The organism is Pseudomonas mandelii (assembly GCF_006438925.1).
GTDB lineage: Bacteria > Pseudomonadota > Gammaproteobacteria > Pseudomonadales > Pseudomonadaceae > Aquipseudomonas > Aquipseudomonas mandelii_C.
Genome location: NZ_RCZA01000001.1, coordinates 269631 through 285581, shown reverse-complemented (window position 1 = coordinate 285581; position 15951 = coordinate 269631). Strand labels below are relative to the sequence as shown.

Genomic DNA, 15951 nt, shown 5'->3' with positions numbered 1-15951 from the left:
AGCCGGCACTCCCCAGCGTTTCATTTACTTAGCGGACTTTTGGCGCAACCAGAAAAGCCAGGTTGGCGATTTTGTTGGTTTCCAGAGTAATTGCTTTCATGTTTTGAACTCCTTGTAATTGATAGTGAGTGTCACTCCTTTGTGACGACTTAATCATAGTTTGTAATGAGTTCTTATCAAGGGGAGATTGGGTAGGAATGTTCCAGTAATTTTGTCGGATTGATCTGCGGGTTGGACGAATCTTGTAAGTTATGTCCGCTAAAATAAAAGACAATGCGAAACGTCCTGCAAGTCATTAAGACCGCTGGAGTAGGAAGTTGGAGGATTCAATAACAGATAACAGAACGGGGAGCCGGCTGGCTCCCCGTCAAACCGGCGAAATCAGCTGTTTGGCAGCAGGCGGCAGGTGATGCTCTTGATGTAGCGGGTTTCGGCGATGGCCGGGTGAACCGGGTGATCCGGGCCCTGACCGCCACGCTCCAGCATCTGGATGTTGCGGTCCAGGTGACGGGCGCTGGTCAGCAGGATGTTCTGCAGATCGTCCTCGGGCAGGTGCATCGAGCACGAAGCGCTGACCAGGATGCCGTCCTTGCTGAGCAGGCGCATGGCTTGCTCGTTCAGGCGACGGTAGGCACCTTCACCGTTCTTCATGTCTTTTTTGCGTTTGATGAACGCCGGAGGGTCGGCAACGATCACGTCGAAACGCTCTTCGCTGGCTTTCAGCTCTTTCAGGGCTTCGAACACGTCACCTTCAATGCAGGTCATCTTGTCGGCGAAACCGTTCAGCGCAGCGTTGCGCTCGACGCCGTCGAGGGCGAAGGCCGATGCGTCGACGCAGAACACTTCACTGGCGCCGAACGCAGCCGCTTGCACGCCCCAGCCACCGATGTAGCTATACAGGTCCAGCACGCGTTTGCCTTTGGCGTAAGGTGCCAGACGCGCGCGGTTCATGCGGTGGTCGTAGAACCAGCCGGTTTTTTGTCCCTGGATGACGGGCGCTTCGAATTTCACGCCGTTTTCTTCCAGGGCAACCCACTCCGGCACCAGGCCGAACACGGTTTCGACGTAGCGGTTGAGGCCTTCGGCATCACGGGCAGCGGAGTCGTTCTTGAACAGAATGCCGCTAGGCTTGATCACTTGGGTCAGCGCTGCGATCACGTCTTCTTTATGGGCTTCCATGGTTGCCGAAGCGATCTGTACCACCAGGATGTCGCCAAAACGGTCGACTACCAGACCTGGCAGCAGGTCGGAATCGCCGTAGACCAGGCGATAGAACGGCTTGTCGAACAGGCGATCACGCAGGGACAGCGCGACGTTCAGGCGATGCACCAGCAGCGACTTGTCCAGCGGCAACTTGATGTCGCGCGACAAGAGGCGGGCGCAGATCAGGTTGTTCGGGCTCATGGCAACGATGCCCAGCGGCTTGCCGCTGGCTGCTTCGAGGATCGCCTGGTCACCGGCCTTGAAACCGTGCAAAGGAGTAGCGGCTACATCGATTTCGTTGCTATAGACCCACAAATGGCCGTTCCGCAGGCGACGGTCGGCGTTGGCTTTGAGGCGCAGGCTAGGCAGGGACATGACGTCGCTCCGGAAAAAAGAGCGGGAGTATAGCGTGTTGCGCACGGCCACGGTTTGGCGGATGGACATGCGGTGAGGAAGGGCCGTCATTTGATGAAACTTCAGGCGATGGACTGGCCAAGGTGTCGGATCCAACTTTATAAGGGTTAGAATCGCCGCCTGTCCCAGAGTGCGTACTTATGTCCCCAGAGCTGACTTCCGAACAGATTCAACAGTCCCTGCAAGGCATCAGCGTGCCGGCCCAGCCGCAAATCATGGTGGATTTGCAGATGGAACAGTACATGCCCGATCCGGATCTGGAGGTGATCGCGAAGCTGATTTCCCAGGACCCGGGCCTCTCTGGCGCCTTGTTGAAAATCGTCAACTCGCCGTATTACGGTTTGAGCAACAAGATCGCCTCGATTCAGCGTGCGGTGAATCTGCTGGGCAGCCGCTCGATCATCAACCTGATCAACGCGCAGTCGATCAAGGGCGAGATGAACGACGACACCATCGTTACCTTGAATCGTTTCTGGGATACCGCTCAGGACGTGGCGATGACCTGCCTGACCCTGGCCAAGCGCATCGGCGCCCAGGCCGGCGATGAAGCCTACGCCCTAGGTCTGTTCCATGACTGCGGCGTGCCGCTGATGCTCCAGCGCTTCCCCAACTACATGACCGTTCTGGAAGAGGCCTACGCCAGTGCCAGCGCCGAATGTCGGGTGGTGGACACTGAGAATCGGGTGTTCAATACCAATCATGCGGTGGTGGGTTATTACACCGCCAAATCCTGGCGCCTGCCGGAGCATGTGACCGCCGCCATCGCCAATCACCACAATGCGTTGGCGATCTTCAGCGATGAGTCGTCGCGCAACAGTCAGCTGAAAAACCTGCTGGCGATCCTGAAAATGGCCGAGCACATTTGTGCGTCCTTCCGGGTGCTGGGCAACCAGCGTGATGACCACGAGTGGAACAGCATCGCACCGCTGGTTCTCGATTATGTCGGCCTCTCGGACTACGACTTTGAGACACTTAAACAAACGATTCGCGACCTTGGCGCTCACCGCTGAGCGTTGCACAGCCTGATTCGAGAGCACCATGCCGGAACTGCCTGAAGTCGAAACCACCCGCCGCGGAATTGCGCCACACCTGGAAGGCCAGCGCGTCAGCCGGGTGATCGTGCGTGAGCGGCGCTTGCGCTGGCCCATTCCCGAAGACCTGGATGTGCGGCTGTCTGGCCAGCGCATCGTGTTGGTGGAGCGACGCGCGAAGTACCTGCTGATTAATGCCGAAGTCGGCACGCTGATCAGCCATTTGGGGATGTCGGGAAATCTGCGTCTGGTGGAAATCGGCACGCCGGTGGCCAAGCATGAGCATGTGGACATCGAACTGGAATCCGGCCTGGCCTTGCGTTACACCGACCCGCGCCGGTTTGGCGCGATGCTCTGGAGTCTCGATCCACTCAACCATGAGTTGTTGATTCGCCTGGGGCCGGAGCCGTTGACCGACCTGTTCGACGGTGAGCGCTTGTTCCAGCAGTCCCGCGGGCGATCCATGGCGGTCAAACCGTTCATCATGGACAACGCGGTGGTGGTCGGCGTGGGCAATATCTACGCAACCGAAGCGTTGTTCGCCGCCGGTATCGACCCGCGTCGCGAGGCCAAAAGCATCTCTCGGGCGCGTTATCTGAAACTGGCGATCGAGATCAAGCGCATCCTGGCGGCCGCTATCGAGCGCGGCGGCACAACACTGCGCGACTTTATCGGCGGTGACGGTCAGCCGGGTTATTTCCAGCAGGAACTGTTCGTGTACGGCCGTGGCGGTGCTCCCTGCAAGGTTTGTGGCACGGAGCTGCGGGAAGTGAAGCTCGGGCAGCGCGCCAGCGTCTTTTGCCCGCGCTGTCAGAGCTGATACGCCCAGGGTCTATAGTCAGTGTTCTGACTGCCTAGCCCAAGGACCGTGCCATGAACCTGTTTCGAACCGTTGTCGTCGTTTTGCTGCTGAGCGTCGGTGTGCCAGCGCTGGCAGCGAACACGGGTAGCGGCGACCCGCGCTACACCATCCAGAACCCCCCGGCGTACGCCATGCTCGGCGATTTGCTGATTGCCCGACCCTTGCTGGTCGTGGCGACGGTGATTGGTGCCGGAGCGTTTGTGGTGTCGTTGCCGTTTACCGTGCTGGGCGGCGGCGTCGGCGATGCAGGACAGGCGTTGGTGGTCGACCCGGCGAAAGCGGCGCTCGTGCGGTGTCTGGGGTGTGTCGGAGAGGGGTTTGAACAGCGGGAGTGAATTCAGTTATATCTTCGGTGTGGCTGATGGCCCTTTCGCGAGCAGGCTCGCTCCCACAGTAGACCGCGATTAACTGTGGGAGCGAGCCTGCTCGCGATAGGGCCGGCACAGCCGCTACAAAACTATCTGAATCAAGCCTTGCCGGTAAGCTTCCGGTACTTCTCCATCAACTGCTCTTCAGTCTCCGGATGCGCCTCGTCCAGCGGAATGCAATCCACCGGGCACACCTGTTGGCACTGAGGTTCGTCGTAGTGGCCGACGCACTGGGTGCACAGGTTCGGGTCGATCACGTAAATCTCTTCGCCCTGGGAGATGGCGGCGTTCGGACACTCGGGTTCGCAGACGTCGCAGTTGATGCAATCGTCGGTGATAATCAGGGACATGCTAACTCCAGCCAGGGCGGAAGGCCCGGGCGCAATAAACCAATGCGCACAATTGTGCCGCATTGGCGCCCGCAGTGCACGCGGGCGCGATCAAGGGGAAAAGATCGTCCGAACGCGGCCCGAACCTACGGCAGCTCCTACTTTTTAAAGCGTTCGTTCAGGGCGTCCGCCACCGCAGGGTGGACGAACTTGGTGATATCGCCGCCCAGGGCTGCAATTTCACGCACCAGCGTCGAGGAAATGTACGAATAACGTTCGGACGGGGTAAGAAACAGACTTTCCACATCCGGCGCCAGCTGACGGTTCATGTTGGCCAGCTGGAATTCGTATTCGAAGTCCGATACCGCACGCAAACCACGCAGGAACACGTTGGCGTTCTTCTCTTTGGCGAAATGCGCCAGCAACGTCGAGAAGCCGACGACTTCAACGTTGGGCAGATGTTTAGTGACCTCGCGGGCCAGCGCCACACGCTGTTCCAGGGGAAACAACGGGTTTTTCTTCGGGCTGGCGGCGACGGCGATGATCACATGATCGAACAGGCGCGCGGCGCGTTCGACCAGATCGCCATGGCCCTTGGTAATAGGGTCGAAGGTACCTGGGTACAACACTCGGTTCATCGCGTCGTCCTGGCGGGAGTCCGTTGGGGAGTCGGATGGTATCGCAGCCTTCCCGGTCGGCCAAGTCGCCTTTTGGGTAAGAAAGCGCTATAGACGATTGGAATATTCTCCCTTTTCATGGGTTTTTCAAACGTTCGGCCAAAGAAGTTGCCAACTGCGCCGTCAGTCCGTAGACCGACAATTGCGGGTTTGCGCCAATGCTGGTGGGGAACAGCGAGCCGTCATGAATCGACAGATTGCCTAACTGATGATGCCGGCCGAGGCTGTCGGTCACGGCGTTTTTCGGGTCTTCACCCATGGCACAACCGCCCATCACATGGGCACTGCCCAGGCGTGTCCGATACAGCTCAAGGTTCAGTCCGTCGATCAGCGTGCGCGCTTCGGCGAGGGTTTTCACGTAGCGAGCGTCAGCGTGCATCGGCATCACCGCATGGGCACCGCCCGCGAACTGGATCTCGGCCATGCTGTGGAACGCCCGACGCAATCCGTCCCAGGCATAGGGTGAAACCTGATAGTCGAGCACCGGCGTGCCGTCACCGCGCAACTCGACGCTGCCGCCGGGGCTGTCCGGGTGAAAACCATCCCGCAGCAACGCCAGCATGGCGTGGGTGTGGGGCAGGTTTTCCATGTGTTGGGCGTTTTCCTTGCCGAAACCGCCGAGCAGGGTCGTGGCCAGTGCCGGGTGCAGCGGCGGCACTTCGAGTTTGTAAGACATTTTTCCGGTGGTGCCGTCCTGCCATTGAAAATGGTCGGAATAGATCGACTGTGGCGCGCCATAAAACGGGTTGATCACCTCGTCGAACAGCCCGGCCGACATGTTCACCAGGTGTAGAAAAGTCCGTTTGCCCACCCGTTTATGCGGATCGGGCGCCTCGGAGCGCAGAAGCAACGCCGGGCTGTTGATCCCGCCACCGGCCAGCACGTAATGCCGCGCCTTGACCGTGATCGTGTGTCCGGTAGGTGCGACGCAGCGGTCGTCCATCCCTACGCAGTGTATGCCGGTGACCTTGTCGCCGCTGATCAAGAGCTTTTCGGCGCGAGCCAGATAGAGCAACTCCCCACCTTTTTCCAGGGTCGCCGGGATGGTCGTGACCAGCATCGATTGCTTGGCGTTGGTCGGGCAACCCATGCCGCAGTAGCCAAGGTTCCAGCAGCCACGCACGTTGCGCGGGATCACATGCCAGGCGTAACCGAGTTTTTCGCAGCCTTTGCGGATCACGTCGTTGTTGGCGTTGGGCGGGATCATCCAGGGGGCGACGCCCAGGCGTTGCTCCATTGTCTCGAACCATGGCGCCATCTCGGTCGGCGTGTGGCCTTTGACTCCGTGTTCCTTGGCCCAGTGGTCGAGGGTCGGGTCCGGCGTGCGAAAACTTGAGGTCCAGTTGATCAGCGTGGTACCGCCCACCGCCCGGCCCTGAAGGATGGTGATCGCGCCGTCCTTGCTCATGCGGCCAATACCTTCCTGGTAGAGGCTGGTGTAGGCCTGGTCTTCGAGCATCTTGAAGTCGCTGCTGGTCTTGAGCGGGCCTTCTTCGATCAGCAATACCTTGTAGCCCGCGGCGCTAAGGATTTCGGCGGTGGTGCCACCGCCCGCGCCGCTGCCGATAATCGCCACGTCCGCTTCGAGGGTCAGGTCTTGGGTCAGTTGTGAGCCGTTGTAGGTTTTCCAGCCACGGGCCAGGCCTTCGCGGAACGGATCGGGTACGGGCATCGTTGGTCTCACTTTTTATTTTTGGAAGCTGTTGTGAGGCGGCTGGCGCCTTCGCGAGCAGGCTCGCTCCCACATTGGATCGTGTACCCCCTGTGGGAGCGAGCCTGCTCGCGAAAGGGTCGACTCGGTCTTAAACCGTAGGCGGTCCGGGATACCCGCAATGCACCCATGATTCCGACCGGCTGTACCAAGCCATCATCACCAGTTGCAGCAATGAGCTGTGGCCCATGCGCAGAAGACTTAACGAGCTGTTTTCCCAGCGATCCAGAAAGTGCCGGATCTCCTCGCTGCTGGCGTTTTCCCAGCTGCCCCAGATCCCGGTCAGTGGTCCGCGGGTGATGCTCATTCCCAGCACGTCGAATAACTGCCGAGTCAGCTTGAGCATTTCCGGCGACAGATGATTCAGACCGTTATCCAGGCAGTGCAGGGTTTCACCGACGGCCGCCGGCATTTTTTCGGCGGCCACAGCGCCGTCGAGCATTACCGGAATCAGAGCCCGCAGAAACAGCAAGTCACCGCTGCGCAGAATCGCGAAACCGCTCGCCGGTACGCTCGATGAGCAGCCACTGAGGCTCGCGCCCAAACCGGCGGTGGCGAGAAAAGCGCTGGCACCCAGGCTGAATTTGAGCAAGCCGCGCCGTGACAGCGCGGGTGTATCGGACAGACCTGGGCTCATTATGGTTATTACCCGAAGGGGATGATCGTTAGCGGATAAACAGCTTCTGAATCAGCTTCTGAATGGATTTTCCGTACGGCGGGTAGATCAATTTCGCCGCATTGAACCGCTGTTTGATCAGCACACCTTTGGCTTTGCTGAAGGTCAGGAAACCTTCGTGGCCGTGGTAATGGCCCATGCCCGAGGCGCCGATCCCGCCGAATGGCATGTCGTCCTGAGCGACGTGCAGCAGGGTGTCGTTCAGGCACACACCGCCGGAATGGGTTTCGTGAAGTACGCGGTGTTGCTCACGCTTGTCGTAGCCAAAGTAATACAGGGCCAGCGGACGGGGTCGTTCATTGATATAGGCAAAGGCCTGATCCAGATCCTTGTACGGAACGATCGGCAACAGCGGGCCGAAGATTTCGTCCTGCATCACCATCATGTCGTTGCTGACGTTGAGCAGCAGGCTGTGGCTCATGCGGCGCCCCTGGCCTTTGTCGAACAGCGGAATCAGCAGCGCACCCTTGCTGGTGGCGTCGCTGATGTAGCCGTTGAGGCGCGCCAATTGCCGGTCATTGATGATCGCGGTGTAGTCCGGGTTGTCGGTCAAGGTCGGATAAAACCCGCGAACCGCCTGACGATAGGCTTCGACGAAAGCTCCGACGCGATCTTCCGGCACCAGGACATAGTCCGGGGCCACGCAAGTCTGCCCGGCGTTGAGCGTCTTGCCGAAGGCGATGCGTTCGGCAGCATCCTTGAGCGGCACGTCGCGAGACACGATGGCCGGGGATTTGCCGCCGAGTTCGAGGGTCACCGGGGTCAGGTTCTCGGCCGCCGCACGCATCACGTGTTTGCCGATGCTGGTGGCGCCGGTGAACAGCAGGTGATCGAAACGCAATCTGGAGAACGCTACACCGATATCGGCTTCGCCCAGTACCACGCAGACCAGGTCTTGCGGGAAGATTCGGCCCAGCAGTTCCTTGAGCAACACACCGGTGGCGGGGGTCGATTCGCTGAGCTTGAGCATCACCCGATTGCCTGCCGACAACGCGCCTACCAATGGCCCGATGGCCAGATACAGCGGGTAGTTCCACGGCACGATCACCCCGACCACACCCAAAGGTTGATAAACGACTTTGGCCGCCGCAGGTTGAAAGGCAATCCCGACCTTGCGCTTCGACGCCTTCATCCAGCCTTTGAGGTGCTGACTGGCGTAGTGAATGCCGTGCAGGCTGGGCATCAGTTCGGCGAGCAGGGTTTCATCGGCGCTGCGGTGACTGAAATCCTGGCTGATGGCATCGATCAGTGCCTGACGCTCATTGCTCAACAGATCGCGCAGGGCTTTTAGCCATTGCTGGCGCTGGGCGGCGGGCGGCATCGGATTGGCGGCATACGCCGCGCGTTGAGCGTCGAACAGGGTCTGGAGCTCTTCCAGGGGCTGCTGCAGGTTCTGCAGGTAGGCGATGTCAGCAGTCATGGTCGGCTCCGGATTTATTGTAATGAGGGACTTTTTAGAGTCTATGCTCTATAAAGTCAAATGACATCCTGGCGCAGCTTTGTTTTATCCACTCGTGGATAGGTCGTAAGATGCCCGTCAACGCACTTTGAATTAAAGCCCAAGCCATGGCCCCTCGGATCAAAACCAGCGAGCGCATCGTGCAGAACAGCCTGGAGCTGTTCAATCAGCAGGGTGAGCGCAGCATCAGCACCAACCACATTGCTGCCCACATGGAAATTTCCCCGGGCAACCTCTACTACCACTTCCCTAACAAGCAGGCGATCATCGCCGTGCTGTTCAGTGAGTACGAAAGCCTGGTGGACAGCTTCCTGCGCCCGCCCCAGGGGCGGGCCGCCACGGTCGAAGACAAGCGCTTCTACCTTCAGGAACTGCTGGCCGCCATGTGGCGCTACCGGTTTTTGCACCGCGATCTGGAGCACCTGCTCGACAGTGATCCGGAGCTGGCCGCTCGTTATCGGCGCTTTTCCCAGCGCTGTCTGATCTATGGCACGCACATCTACGCGGGCTTCGTCGAGGCCGGCATCCTGCAGATGGACAAGGTTCAGATCGAATCCCTGACGCTCAACGCCTGGATCATCCTGACGTCCTGGGTGCGTTTTCTCTGCACCACCCGTGAAAATTCCAATCACCTGAGCGAACAGGCCATCAAACGTGGGGTGTATCAGGTGCTGGTGCTGGAGGCCGGTTTTGTCACGGATCAGTCCCGCGATGCGGTGAATGCGCTGTTCGAGGAGTTTTACGTGCCGCTGGCCCAAGCGCTTGAAGAAGTGGGATAGAAAGTGCAGTAGGATCAAACATTGCCCAATCACAGGAGCCCGTTATGCCCATTGCGCAACTGATCAGCCCGCAAGCGTTGGACCTGAAAAAGGAGCAGCCGGGGCTGGTGATTCTGGATTGTCGTTTTGCCCTCGAAGACCCGGACTACGGTCAGCGCAGCTATGCCGAAGGGCATATCGCCGGGTCGAGCTTTGCCGATCTTGAGCGTGATTTGAGCGGGACAGTGGTCAAGGGTGTGACCGGGCGCCATCCGTTGCCTGAACCTGAAGACTTGATCGAACGTCTGCAAGCCTGGGGCGTCAACGCCGACAGCGACGTGATTTTGTACGACGACGGTCCGGGTGCCTACGCGGCGCGGGCCTGGTGGTTGCTGACCTGGCTGGGCAAACGTGACGGCGTGTTCATTCTGGATGGCGGGCTCAAGGCCTGGCACGCGGCCGGTTTGCCCCTGAGTCTTGATGCGCCGCAGATTGAACGTGGCACCTTCACGGGGACGCCTGACAACGCGCTGATCTTGAGCGCCGAACAGCTCCAGCGACGTCTCGGCCAGCCCGCGCTGACCTTGCTCGATGCCCGCGGATTACCGCGTTTCAAGGGCGAAGTAGAGCCGATCGACCCGATTGCCGGGCACATCCCCGGCGCGCAATGTGCAGCGTTCACCGACAACCTGGGCAGCGACGGGCGTTTTCTGCCGGCCGATCAGCTCAAACAGCGTTTTGCCGAGAAGCTCGGTGATCGTTCGCCGACCGATCTGGTGGCGTACTGCGGTTCTGGCGTGACGGCCTGTCACAACCTGTTCGCGCTGTGCCTGGCCGGTTATCCGTTGGGTTCGTTGTATGCCGGTTCATGGAGCGAGTGGATCAACGATCCTGCGCACGGCATCGCCATCGGCGAATGAAGATCAAAAGATCGCAGCCTGCGGCAGCTCCTACAGTGGAATGTGTACACCTGTAGGAGCTGCCGCAGGCTGCGATCTTTTGATTCTAAAGCCGGGCGCTGCGATACGCGCCCGGCCCAACACCGTAAACCTGCTTGAACTGCCGACTCAGATGACTCTGATCAGCAAACCCCAACTGCGTCGCCACTTCCAGCGGCAAACAACCGTTCTGTAACAACGCCCGCGCCCGAGCGATGCGCTGCTGCATCAGCCAGGTATGCGGCGGCATGCCCGTGGCGCGGCGGAACACCCGGGCGAAGTGGAAGGGCGAAAGGTTGACCGCCGCTGCCAGTTCTTCCAGCGAAGGTGGCGTCGCCAATTGTGCTTGCAGCAGATCCTTGGCCAGCGTCACCGCTCGATGTTCCTTGCCCGGCTTGCCAGCAATCGGCACGGCCGCGTGCCGTTGCAGCAGCGACAGCATCATTTCCCGCCAGACCGTTTGTTGTTGCAAGGCAGTGGACGGACTTTCCAGTAAACGATGCAGTTGGCAGAAACCCTTTACCAGATCCGGATCGCGATACAGCGTCGCGCCGAACGCCGGCAAGTTGTTGGTCGGCAGTTCCAGCTCCGCCAACAGCGACAGAATCTGACCGCTGTCCGGATAGAACGCCCGATACAACCAACCATCCTCCGTGCCTTTATGGCCAGTGTGCAGTTCGTCCGGATTGATCAGCACCAGCGTGCCGCTGCCCGCCAGGTGTTCGGCGCCGCGATAGCGATAACGCTGGGCGCCCGCCATGATCATGCCGATCACGTAACCGTCATGCACATGGGGCGCGAAACGGTGTTCGATGTAGCGCGCGGACAATAACTCGACGCCGGCCAACGGCGCTGTTTGCCAGAATCGGATCGACTCACCCTGATCGACGTCCATGGCCTTACTGGCGACCCACGGCGGTCAGCCACTGCGGGATGCGGCGTTCCAGGTAGTAACCCGGTTGCCTGAACGAACCATCGACGAAGCCGACATGCCCACCCTTGCTCTGTAACTCGAATTGAGTGCAGGCAGACAATTCGTCGGCGTGCGGCAGGCTATGAGGAAAGACAAACGGGTCATCGGCCGCTTGAATGATCAGGGTTGGCGTACGAATTTCGCCAAGGAAATAGCGACTTGAGGCGCGTTGATAGTAATCCTTGGCATCGACGAACCCGTTCAGCGGCGCGGTGACCCGGCCATCGAAATCCCAGAACGTGCGCATGTTCTCCAGCGAGCCCAGCGCGGCCAATGCCGCCAGTCCTTCCTCGCGTCCGTCATGCTGGAACTGTCGTTGTTTGTTCTTGATGTAGGCCACCATCTCGCGCATGAAATGCGCCTGATAGACCTTCGAGAAGCCCTGGCCGATACGGTCGGCGCATTGATCGAGCCGAAACGGCACCGACACCGCCACCGCACCGACCACGCCACTATTGCTGCCGGATTCGCCCAAGTGCTTGAGCAACACATTGCCGCCCAGGGAATAGCCAACCGCATACAACGGCGCGAGCGGTCGTTGGGCTTTCAGGTGTTTGATGGTTTCGGCCAGGTCTTCACTGATGCCGGAGTGGTAGCTGCGCGGCAACAGATTTGGCTCGCCCGAACAGCCGCGCCAGTTCAGCGCGACGCTGGCCCAGCCTTGGGCGCCCAGTGCTTTCTGCATCCCGGCCACGTAAGGCGAATTTGAAGAACCGGTCAGGCCGTGCAACACCAGTACCAGTGGTGCATTGGCGCTGTGCGGGCCGTGCCAGTCGAGATCGAGAAAGTCACCATCCTCAAGCCACAGGCGTTCGCGTTGGCGCTCGATGTGCGTGGTTTTGCGCCACAGCGGTCCCCACAAGGTTTGCAAGTGCGGGTTGCCGAGGCCGAAGGCGGGGGTGAAGCGTTCTGACAGATGGGGCACGATGGTTCTCGATGCAGCGGTGCGAGCCTCGTTTAAGGCGCGCACCTTTTTCAGGCCGGTTGATTAACCGGCAATCTCTGCCATACGTTGCCACAACGCGTAATACACCCGCCCGGATTTCTGCTCCCGGTGCAGGCGCCAGTTGCCTGGTAAGCCAAGGCTCGATGGCGCATTCTCGCTTTCAGTGTAGATCCAGGCTTCATCGGCCAGCCACTGACGCTCTTCAAGCAATGCGCAAACGCCTGGCAACAGGTTCTGGTTGAACGGCGGATCGAGGAACACCAGGTCGTAAGCCGTCGCTGTCTGGGTTTCCAGGTAGCGCAGGGCATCGGCGGTCTGAATTTGTCCGGTGGTGCAGCGCAACGTGCCTAGATGTTCTTTGATGCTGGCGACCGCGATGTTACTGGCGTCCAGCGCCTGACCCATGGCCGCGCCACGGGACAAGGCTTCGAGGAACAACGCGCCGCTGCCGGCGAACGGGTCCAGAACCTTGGCGCCAGCGACATAAGGCGCGAGCCAGTTGAACAGGGTTTCACGCACCCGGTCCGGCGTCGGACGCAGGCCCGGGGCATCCGGAAAGCTCAGCTTTCGGCTGCCCCATTCGCCGCCGATGATGCGCAGTTGGTTCACGCCGTTATGCACGTTGTGTACGGGTTTTTTAGGACGAGTGGCCATTAATGCTCCGGAACCCCGAGCGGTTGCTCGGCAGGTTTATCAGTTGGGGCCGGTAACGGCTTTTGCGGCACGGTCGGGCCAGCGCTGACGATGACCATTTTGTCCGTGCTCAAGTGTTTGTTCAGTGCGGTTTTGACTTGCTCGACCGTCAGGCTCTGGGACTCGCGCATAAAGTCATCCAGATAACTCAGCGGCAGGTTGTAGAAACCCATGGCGCCGAGTTGGCCGACGATATCGGCGTTGCTGGCGGTGGACAGCGGGAAGCTGCCGGCCAGTTCACGCTTGGCGTCGTCGAGTTCTTTCTGGGTCGGGCCGGTTTTAAGGTAGTCGGCGAGCACGTCCTGCACCAGTTTCAGCGTGCCTTCGCTCATCTCGGCGCGGGTTTGCAGGTTGATCATGAACGGGCCGCGCGCCTGCATCGGGGTGAAGCCCGAATAGACACCGTATGTCAGGCCGCGCTTCTCGCGCACTTCGCTCATCAGTCGTGTACCGAAACCACCGCCACCGAGGATCTGGTTGCCCATGGACAGTGCCGCGTAGTCCGGGTCGTCACGGTCGATGCCCAATTGCGCGAGCATCAGGTTGGTCTGCTTGGACGGAAACTCAATGTGGCCGATGCTGGCTTTCGGTTCCTCCGGTTGCGGGATTTTCGCCAGCTCCGGGCCTTTTGGCAACGCGCTGGAGACTTGTGCGGCAATCGCTTCGGCCTCGGCGCGAGACAGGTCGCCCACCAGCGCAATCACCACGTTGCCAGCCGCATAGGCTTTCTCATGGAACGCCCGCATCTGCGCCACGGTAATCGCCGGAACGGTTTTCGCCGTGCCGTCGCTGGAATGCGCGTACGGGTGATCGCCGTACAGGCGGTTCATCAGCTCCAGGCTCGCCAGTTTGCCCGGGTTCTGCTTCTGGTACTCGAAACCGGCGAGCATCTGGTTCTTGATGCGCGCAAAGGAATCGGCCGGGAAGGTCGGTTTGCCGATGACTTCAGAGAACAACTTCAGGGCCGGTTCGCGTTTGTCCGCGGCACTGAGGCTGCGCAGGGAAGCCAGTGCCATGTCTTTAAATGCGCCGTTGCCAAAGTCTGCGCCCAGGCCTTCGAAGCCCTGAGCGATGGCGCCGACATCTTTGCCGGCCACACCTTCGTTGAGCATGGCGTTGGTCAGCACGGCGAGGCCAGGTGCGTCGCCGTCCTGACTGCTGCCGGCGGCGAAGATCAGGCGCATGTCGAACATCGGCAGCTCCCGGGCTTCAACGAACAGCACCTTGGCGCCCTCGGCGGTTTTCCAGGTCTGCACGTCCAGGGTGCGGTGGCTGGGCGCTTTGCCGTCGAGTTCGGCCAGTGATTGCAGTTTCTGGCTGGTCTTGGCCTTGTCGAGGGCTTCGCTGGCCTTGGACTCGTCAGTCTTTGAGAAGTAGAACGCGGCAGACCCGATCAAGGCGACAGCGATCAGGCCAATCAGCGCCAGGCGCGGTTTTTTACGCTCACTCATGAGTCGTCTCCTCTGGCAATACATGGGCGACGCTGAGACGTTCGCGGGTGAAATACAGCTTGGCGGCTTTCTGGATGTCTTGCGGGGTCACGCTTTCCAGCTCGGCGAGTTCGGTGTCCATCAGCTTCCACGACAGGCCGACGGTTTCCAGTTGGCCAATAGCGGTGGCCTGGCTGGTGATCGAGTCACGCTCGTAAACCAGGCCGGCGATGACCTGCGCGCGGACGCGTTCCAGTTCTTCAGCGGACGGCGCGGTGGTTTTCAGCTGTTCGAGCAGCTTCCACAGGCCGGCTTCAGCCTGAGCCATGGTTTTCTTTTTCTGGGTATTGGGCGTTGCCGACAAGGTGAACAGGCTGTCGCCACGGGTATAGGCGTCGTAACTCGACGAACCACCGGAGACCAGCTCTTCGCCGCGCTCCAGTTGTGTCGGGATACGCCCGCTGTAGCCGCCGTCGAGCAGGGCGGAAATCAGGCGCAAGGCGTTGACCGAGCGTTTGTCTTCAGCGGTGGCGATGCTTGGCACGTTGAAACCCAGCATCAGGCTTGGCAGTTGGGTCTGCACATGCAGGGTGATCTGCCGTTCGCCGGGTTCGGCCAGTTCCAGCGGGATTTTCGCCGGTGGTACATCACGTTTGGCGATCGGGCCGAAATAGCGCTGGGCCAGGGTTTTGACCTCGTCCGGGGTCACGTCGCCCACCACCACCAACGTGGCGTTGTTCGGCACGTACCAGGATTGGTACCAGTGGCGCAGCTCTTCGACTTTCATGCGGTCCAGGTCAGCCATCCAGCCGATGGTTGGCGTGTGGTAACCGCTGGCCGGGTAGGCCATGGCCTTGAAGCGTTCGTAGGCCTTGGACATCGGCTTGTCGTCGGTGCGCAGGCGACGTTCTTCTTTAATGACTTCGATCTCGCGGGCGAACTCGTCGGCCGGCAGGCGCAGGCTGGCCATGCGGTCGGCTTCCAGCTCGAAGGCCACGCCCAGACGGTCGCGGGCCAGCACCTGGTAATACGCCGTGAAATCATCGCTGGTGAACGCGTTCTCTTCGGCGCCGAGGTCGCGCAGGATCAGCGACGCTTCGCCGGGGCCGACTTTCTCGCTGCCCTTGAACATCATGTGTTCCAGGGCGTGGGACAAACCGGTCTGACCCGGAGTCTCGTAGCTGGAGCCGACCTTGTACCAGACTTGGGAAACCACCACTGGCGCACGATGGTCTTCGCGCACGACGACCTTCAGGCCGTTATCGAGGGTGAATTCGTGAGTGGGTTGTGGATCGGCAGCCAGGGCCGAGAGGGGCAGACAAACTGTGCTGAGCAGCAGGCCTGCAGCGCGGCGGGCTAGAGCATTCATTCGTTTTTAAACCTTTGGGGCTGCCCGCTTGGTCTTAGCGTCGGCGGGCGAGAGGGTGCTAGGATACTGATCCGTTTTACTGGCGGCCACGCCTATCAGGCCTTTGATCGGTCA

General features: G+C 60.2%; 16 protein-coding genes. 5 read left to right on the top strand and 11 right to left on the bottom strand.

The features are described 5' to 3' along the window. Window positions 1-381: 381 nt before the first annotated feature. Window positions 382-1578, bottom strand: coding sequence for a class I SAM-dependent rRNA methyltransferase (locus tag EAH74_RS01335; protein ID WP_033060516.1), 1197 nt, complete (start codon window positions 1576-1578; stop codon window positions 382-384). A 233-nt stretch (window positions 1579-1811) separates the two neighbouring features. Between EAH74_RS01335 and EAH74_RS01330 the strand changes: the two genes are divergently transcribed. Genes EAH74_RS01330 through EAH74_RS01320 form a run of 3 tightly spaced genes read left to right on the top strand, consistent with a single transcriptional unit; the run spans window position 1812 to window position 3845 of the window. Beyond that, window positions 1812-2627: an HDOD domain-containing protein gene (locus tag EAH74_RS01330; RefSeq protein ID WP_161990868.1), complete on the top strand. Its 816-nt coding sequence runs from the start codon at window positions 1812-1814 to the stop codon at window positions 2625-2627. Between the two features lie 28 nt (window positions 2628-2655). Continuing rightward, on the top strand, window positions 2656-3468 hold the full coding sequence (gene mutM, locus EAH74_RS01325) for a bifunctional DNA-formamidopyrimidine glycosylase/DNA-(apurinic or apyrimidinic site) lyase (RefSeq protein WP_033060513.1): 813 nt from the start codon (window positions 2656-2658) through the stop codon (window positions 3466-3468). A gap of 53 nt (window positions 3469-3521) precedes the next feature. Further along, window positions 3522-3845: a multidrug transporter gene (locus EAH74_RS01320; protein WP_140675107.1), complete on the top strand. Its 324-nt coding sequence runs from the start codon at window positions 3522-3524 to the stop codon at window positions 3843-3845. Between the two features lie 131 nt (window positions 3846-3976). On the opposite strand, the gene EAH74_RS01315 is transcribed toward EAH74_RS01320, so the two are convergent. The 5 genes from EAH74_RS01315 to EAH74_RS01295 form a co-directional block, all read right to left on the bottom strand. Continuing rightward, the gene (locus tag EAH74_RS01315) at window positions 3977-4228 is read right to left on the bottom strand and encodes a YfhL family 4Fe-4S dicluster ferredoxin (protein WP_008150569.1); all 252 of its coding nucleotides are present in this window, start codon (window positions 4226-4228) and stop codon (window positions 3977-3979) included. Window positions 4229-4365: 137 nt separating this feature from the next. Further along, window positions 4366-4845 carry a pantetheine-phosphate adenylyltransferase gene (coaD, locus tag EAH74_RS01310; RefSeq protein ID WP_008150570.1) on the bottom strand — a complete coding sequence of 160 codons (480 nt, stop codon included), beginning with the start codon at window positions 4843-4845 and terminating at the stop codon, window positions 4366-4368. A 115-nt stretch (window positions 4846-4960) separates the two neighbouring features. Continuing rightward, complete coding sequence (locus EAH74_RS01305; protein ID WP_140675104.1) at window positions 4961-6556, bottom strand: GMC family oxidoreductase; 1596 nt, start codon at window positions 6554-6556, stop codon at window positions 4961-4963. Window positions 6557-6686: 130 nt separating this feature from the next. Continuing rightward, on the bottom strand, window positions 6687-7232 hold the full coding sequence (locus EAH74_RS01300) for a twin-arginine translocation pathway signal protein (protein ID WP_140675101.1): 546 nt from the start codon (window positions 7230-7232) through the stop codon (window positions 6687-6689). 28 nt (window positions 7233-7260) lie between these two features. Next, on the bottom strand, window positions 7261-8691 hold the full coding sequence (locus tag EAH74_RS01295) for a coniferyl aldehyde dehydrogenase (protein ID WP_140675098.1): 1431 nt from the start codon (window positions 8689-8691) through the stop codon (window positions 7261-7263). Between the two features lie 146 nt (window positions 8692-8837). Between EAH74_RS01295 and EAH74_RS01290 the strand changes: the two genes are divergently transcribed. Beyond that, complete coding sequence (locus EAH74_RS01290; protein ID WP_123368510.1) at window positions 8838-9509, top strand: TetR/AcrR family transcriptional regulator; 672 nt, start codon at window positions 8838-8840, stop codon at window positions 9507-9509. Window positions 9510-9553: 44 nt separating this feature from the next. Then, window positions 9554-10408: a sulfurtransferase gene (locus EAH74_RS01285; RefSeq protein ID WP_140675095.1), complete on the top strand. Its 855-nt coding sequence runs from the start codon at window positions 9554-9556 to the stop codon at window positions 10406-10408. Between the two features lie 85 nt (window positions 10409-10493). Here EAH74_RS01285 and EAH74_RS01280 read toward each other — a convergent pair whose 3' ends face one another. From EAH74_RS01280 to EAH74_RS01260, 5 genes are all read right to left on the bottom strand, one after another. After that, window positions 10494-11321, bottom strand: coding sequence for an AraC family transcriptional regulator (locus tag EAH74_RS01280; protein WP_140675092.1), 828 nt, complete (start codon window positions 11319-11321; stop codon window positions 10494-10496). 4 nt (window positions 11322-11325) lie between these two features. After that, complete coding sequence (locus tag EAH74_RS01275) at window positions 11326-12324, bottom strand: hydrolase (protein ID WP_140675089.1); 999 nt, start codon at window positions 12322-12324, stop codon at window positions 11326-11328. 63 nt (window positions 12325-12387) lie between these two features. Beyond that, window positions 12388-12999 carry a 16S rRNA (guanine(966)-N(2))-methyltransferase RsmD gene (rsmD, locus tag EAH74_RS01270; protein ID WP_033060498.1) on the bottom strand — a complete coding sequence of 204 codons (612 nt, stop codon included), beginning with the start codon at window positions 12997-12999 and terminating at the stop codon, window positions 12388-12390. After that, a complete protein-coding gene (locus EAH74_RS01265; protein ID WP_140675086.1) occupies window positions 12999-14489 on the bottom strand; it encodes a M16 family metallopeptidase in 1491 nt (496 codons plus the stop codon). Before EAH74_RS01265 ends, rsmD begins: the two co-directional genes overlap by 1 nt. Continuing rightward, window positions 14482-15837: a M16 family metallopeptidase gene (locus tag EAH74_RS01260; protein WP_140675083.1), complete on the bottom strand. Its 1356-nt coding sequence runs from the start codon at window positions 15835-15837 to the stop codon at window positions 14482-14484. The genes EAH74_RS01265 and EAH74_RS01260 overlap by 8 nt, the downstream gene beginning before the upstream one ends. Between the last annotated feature and the right edge of the window lie 114 nt (window positions 15838-15951).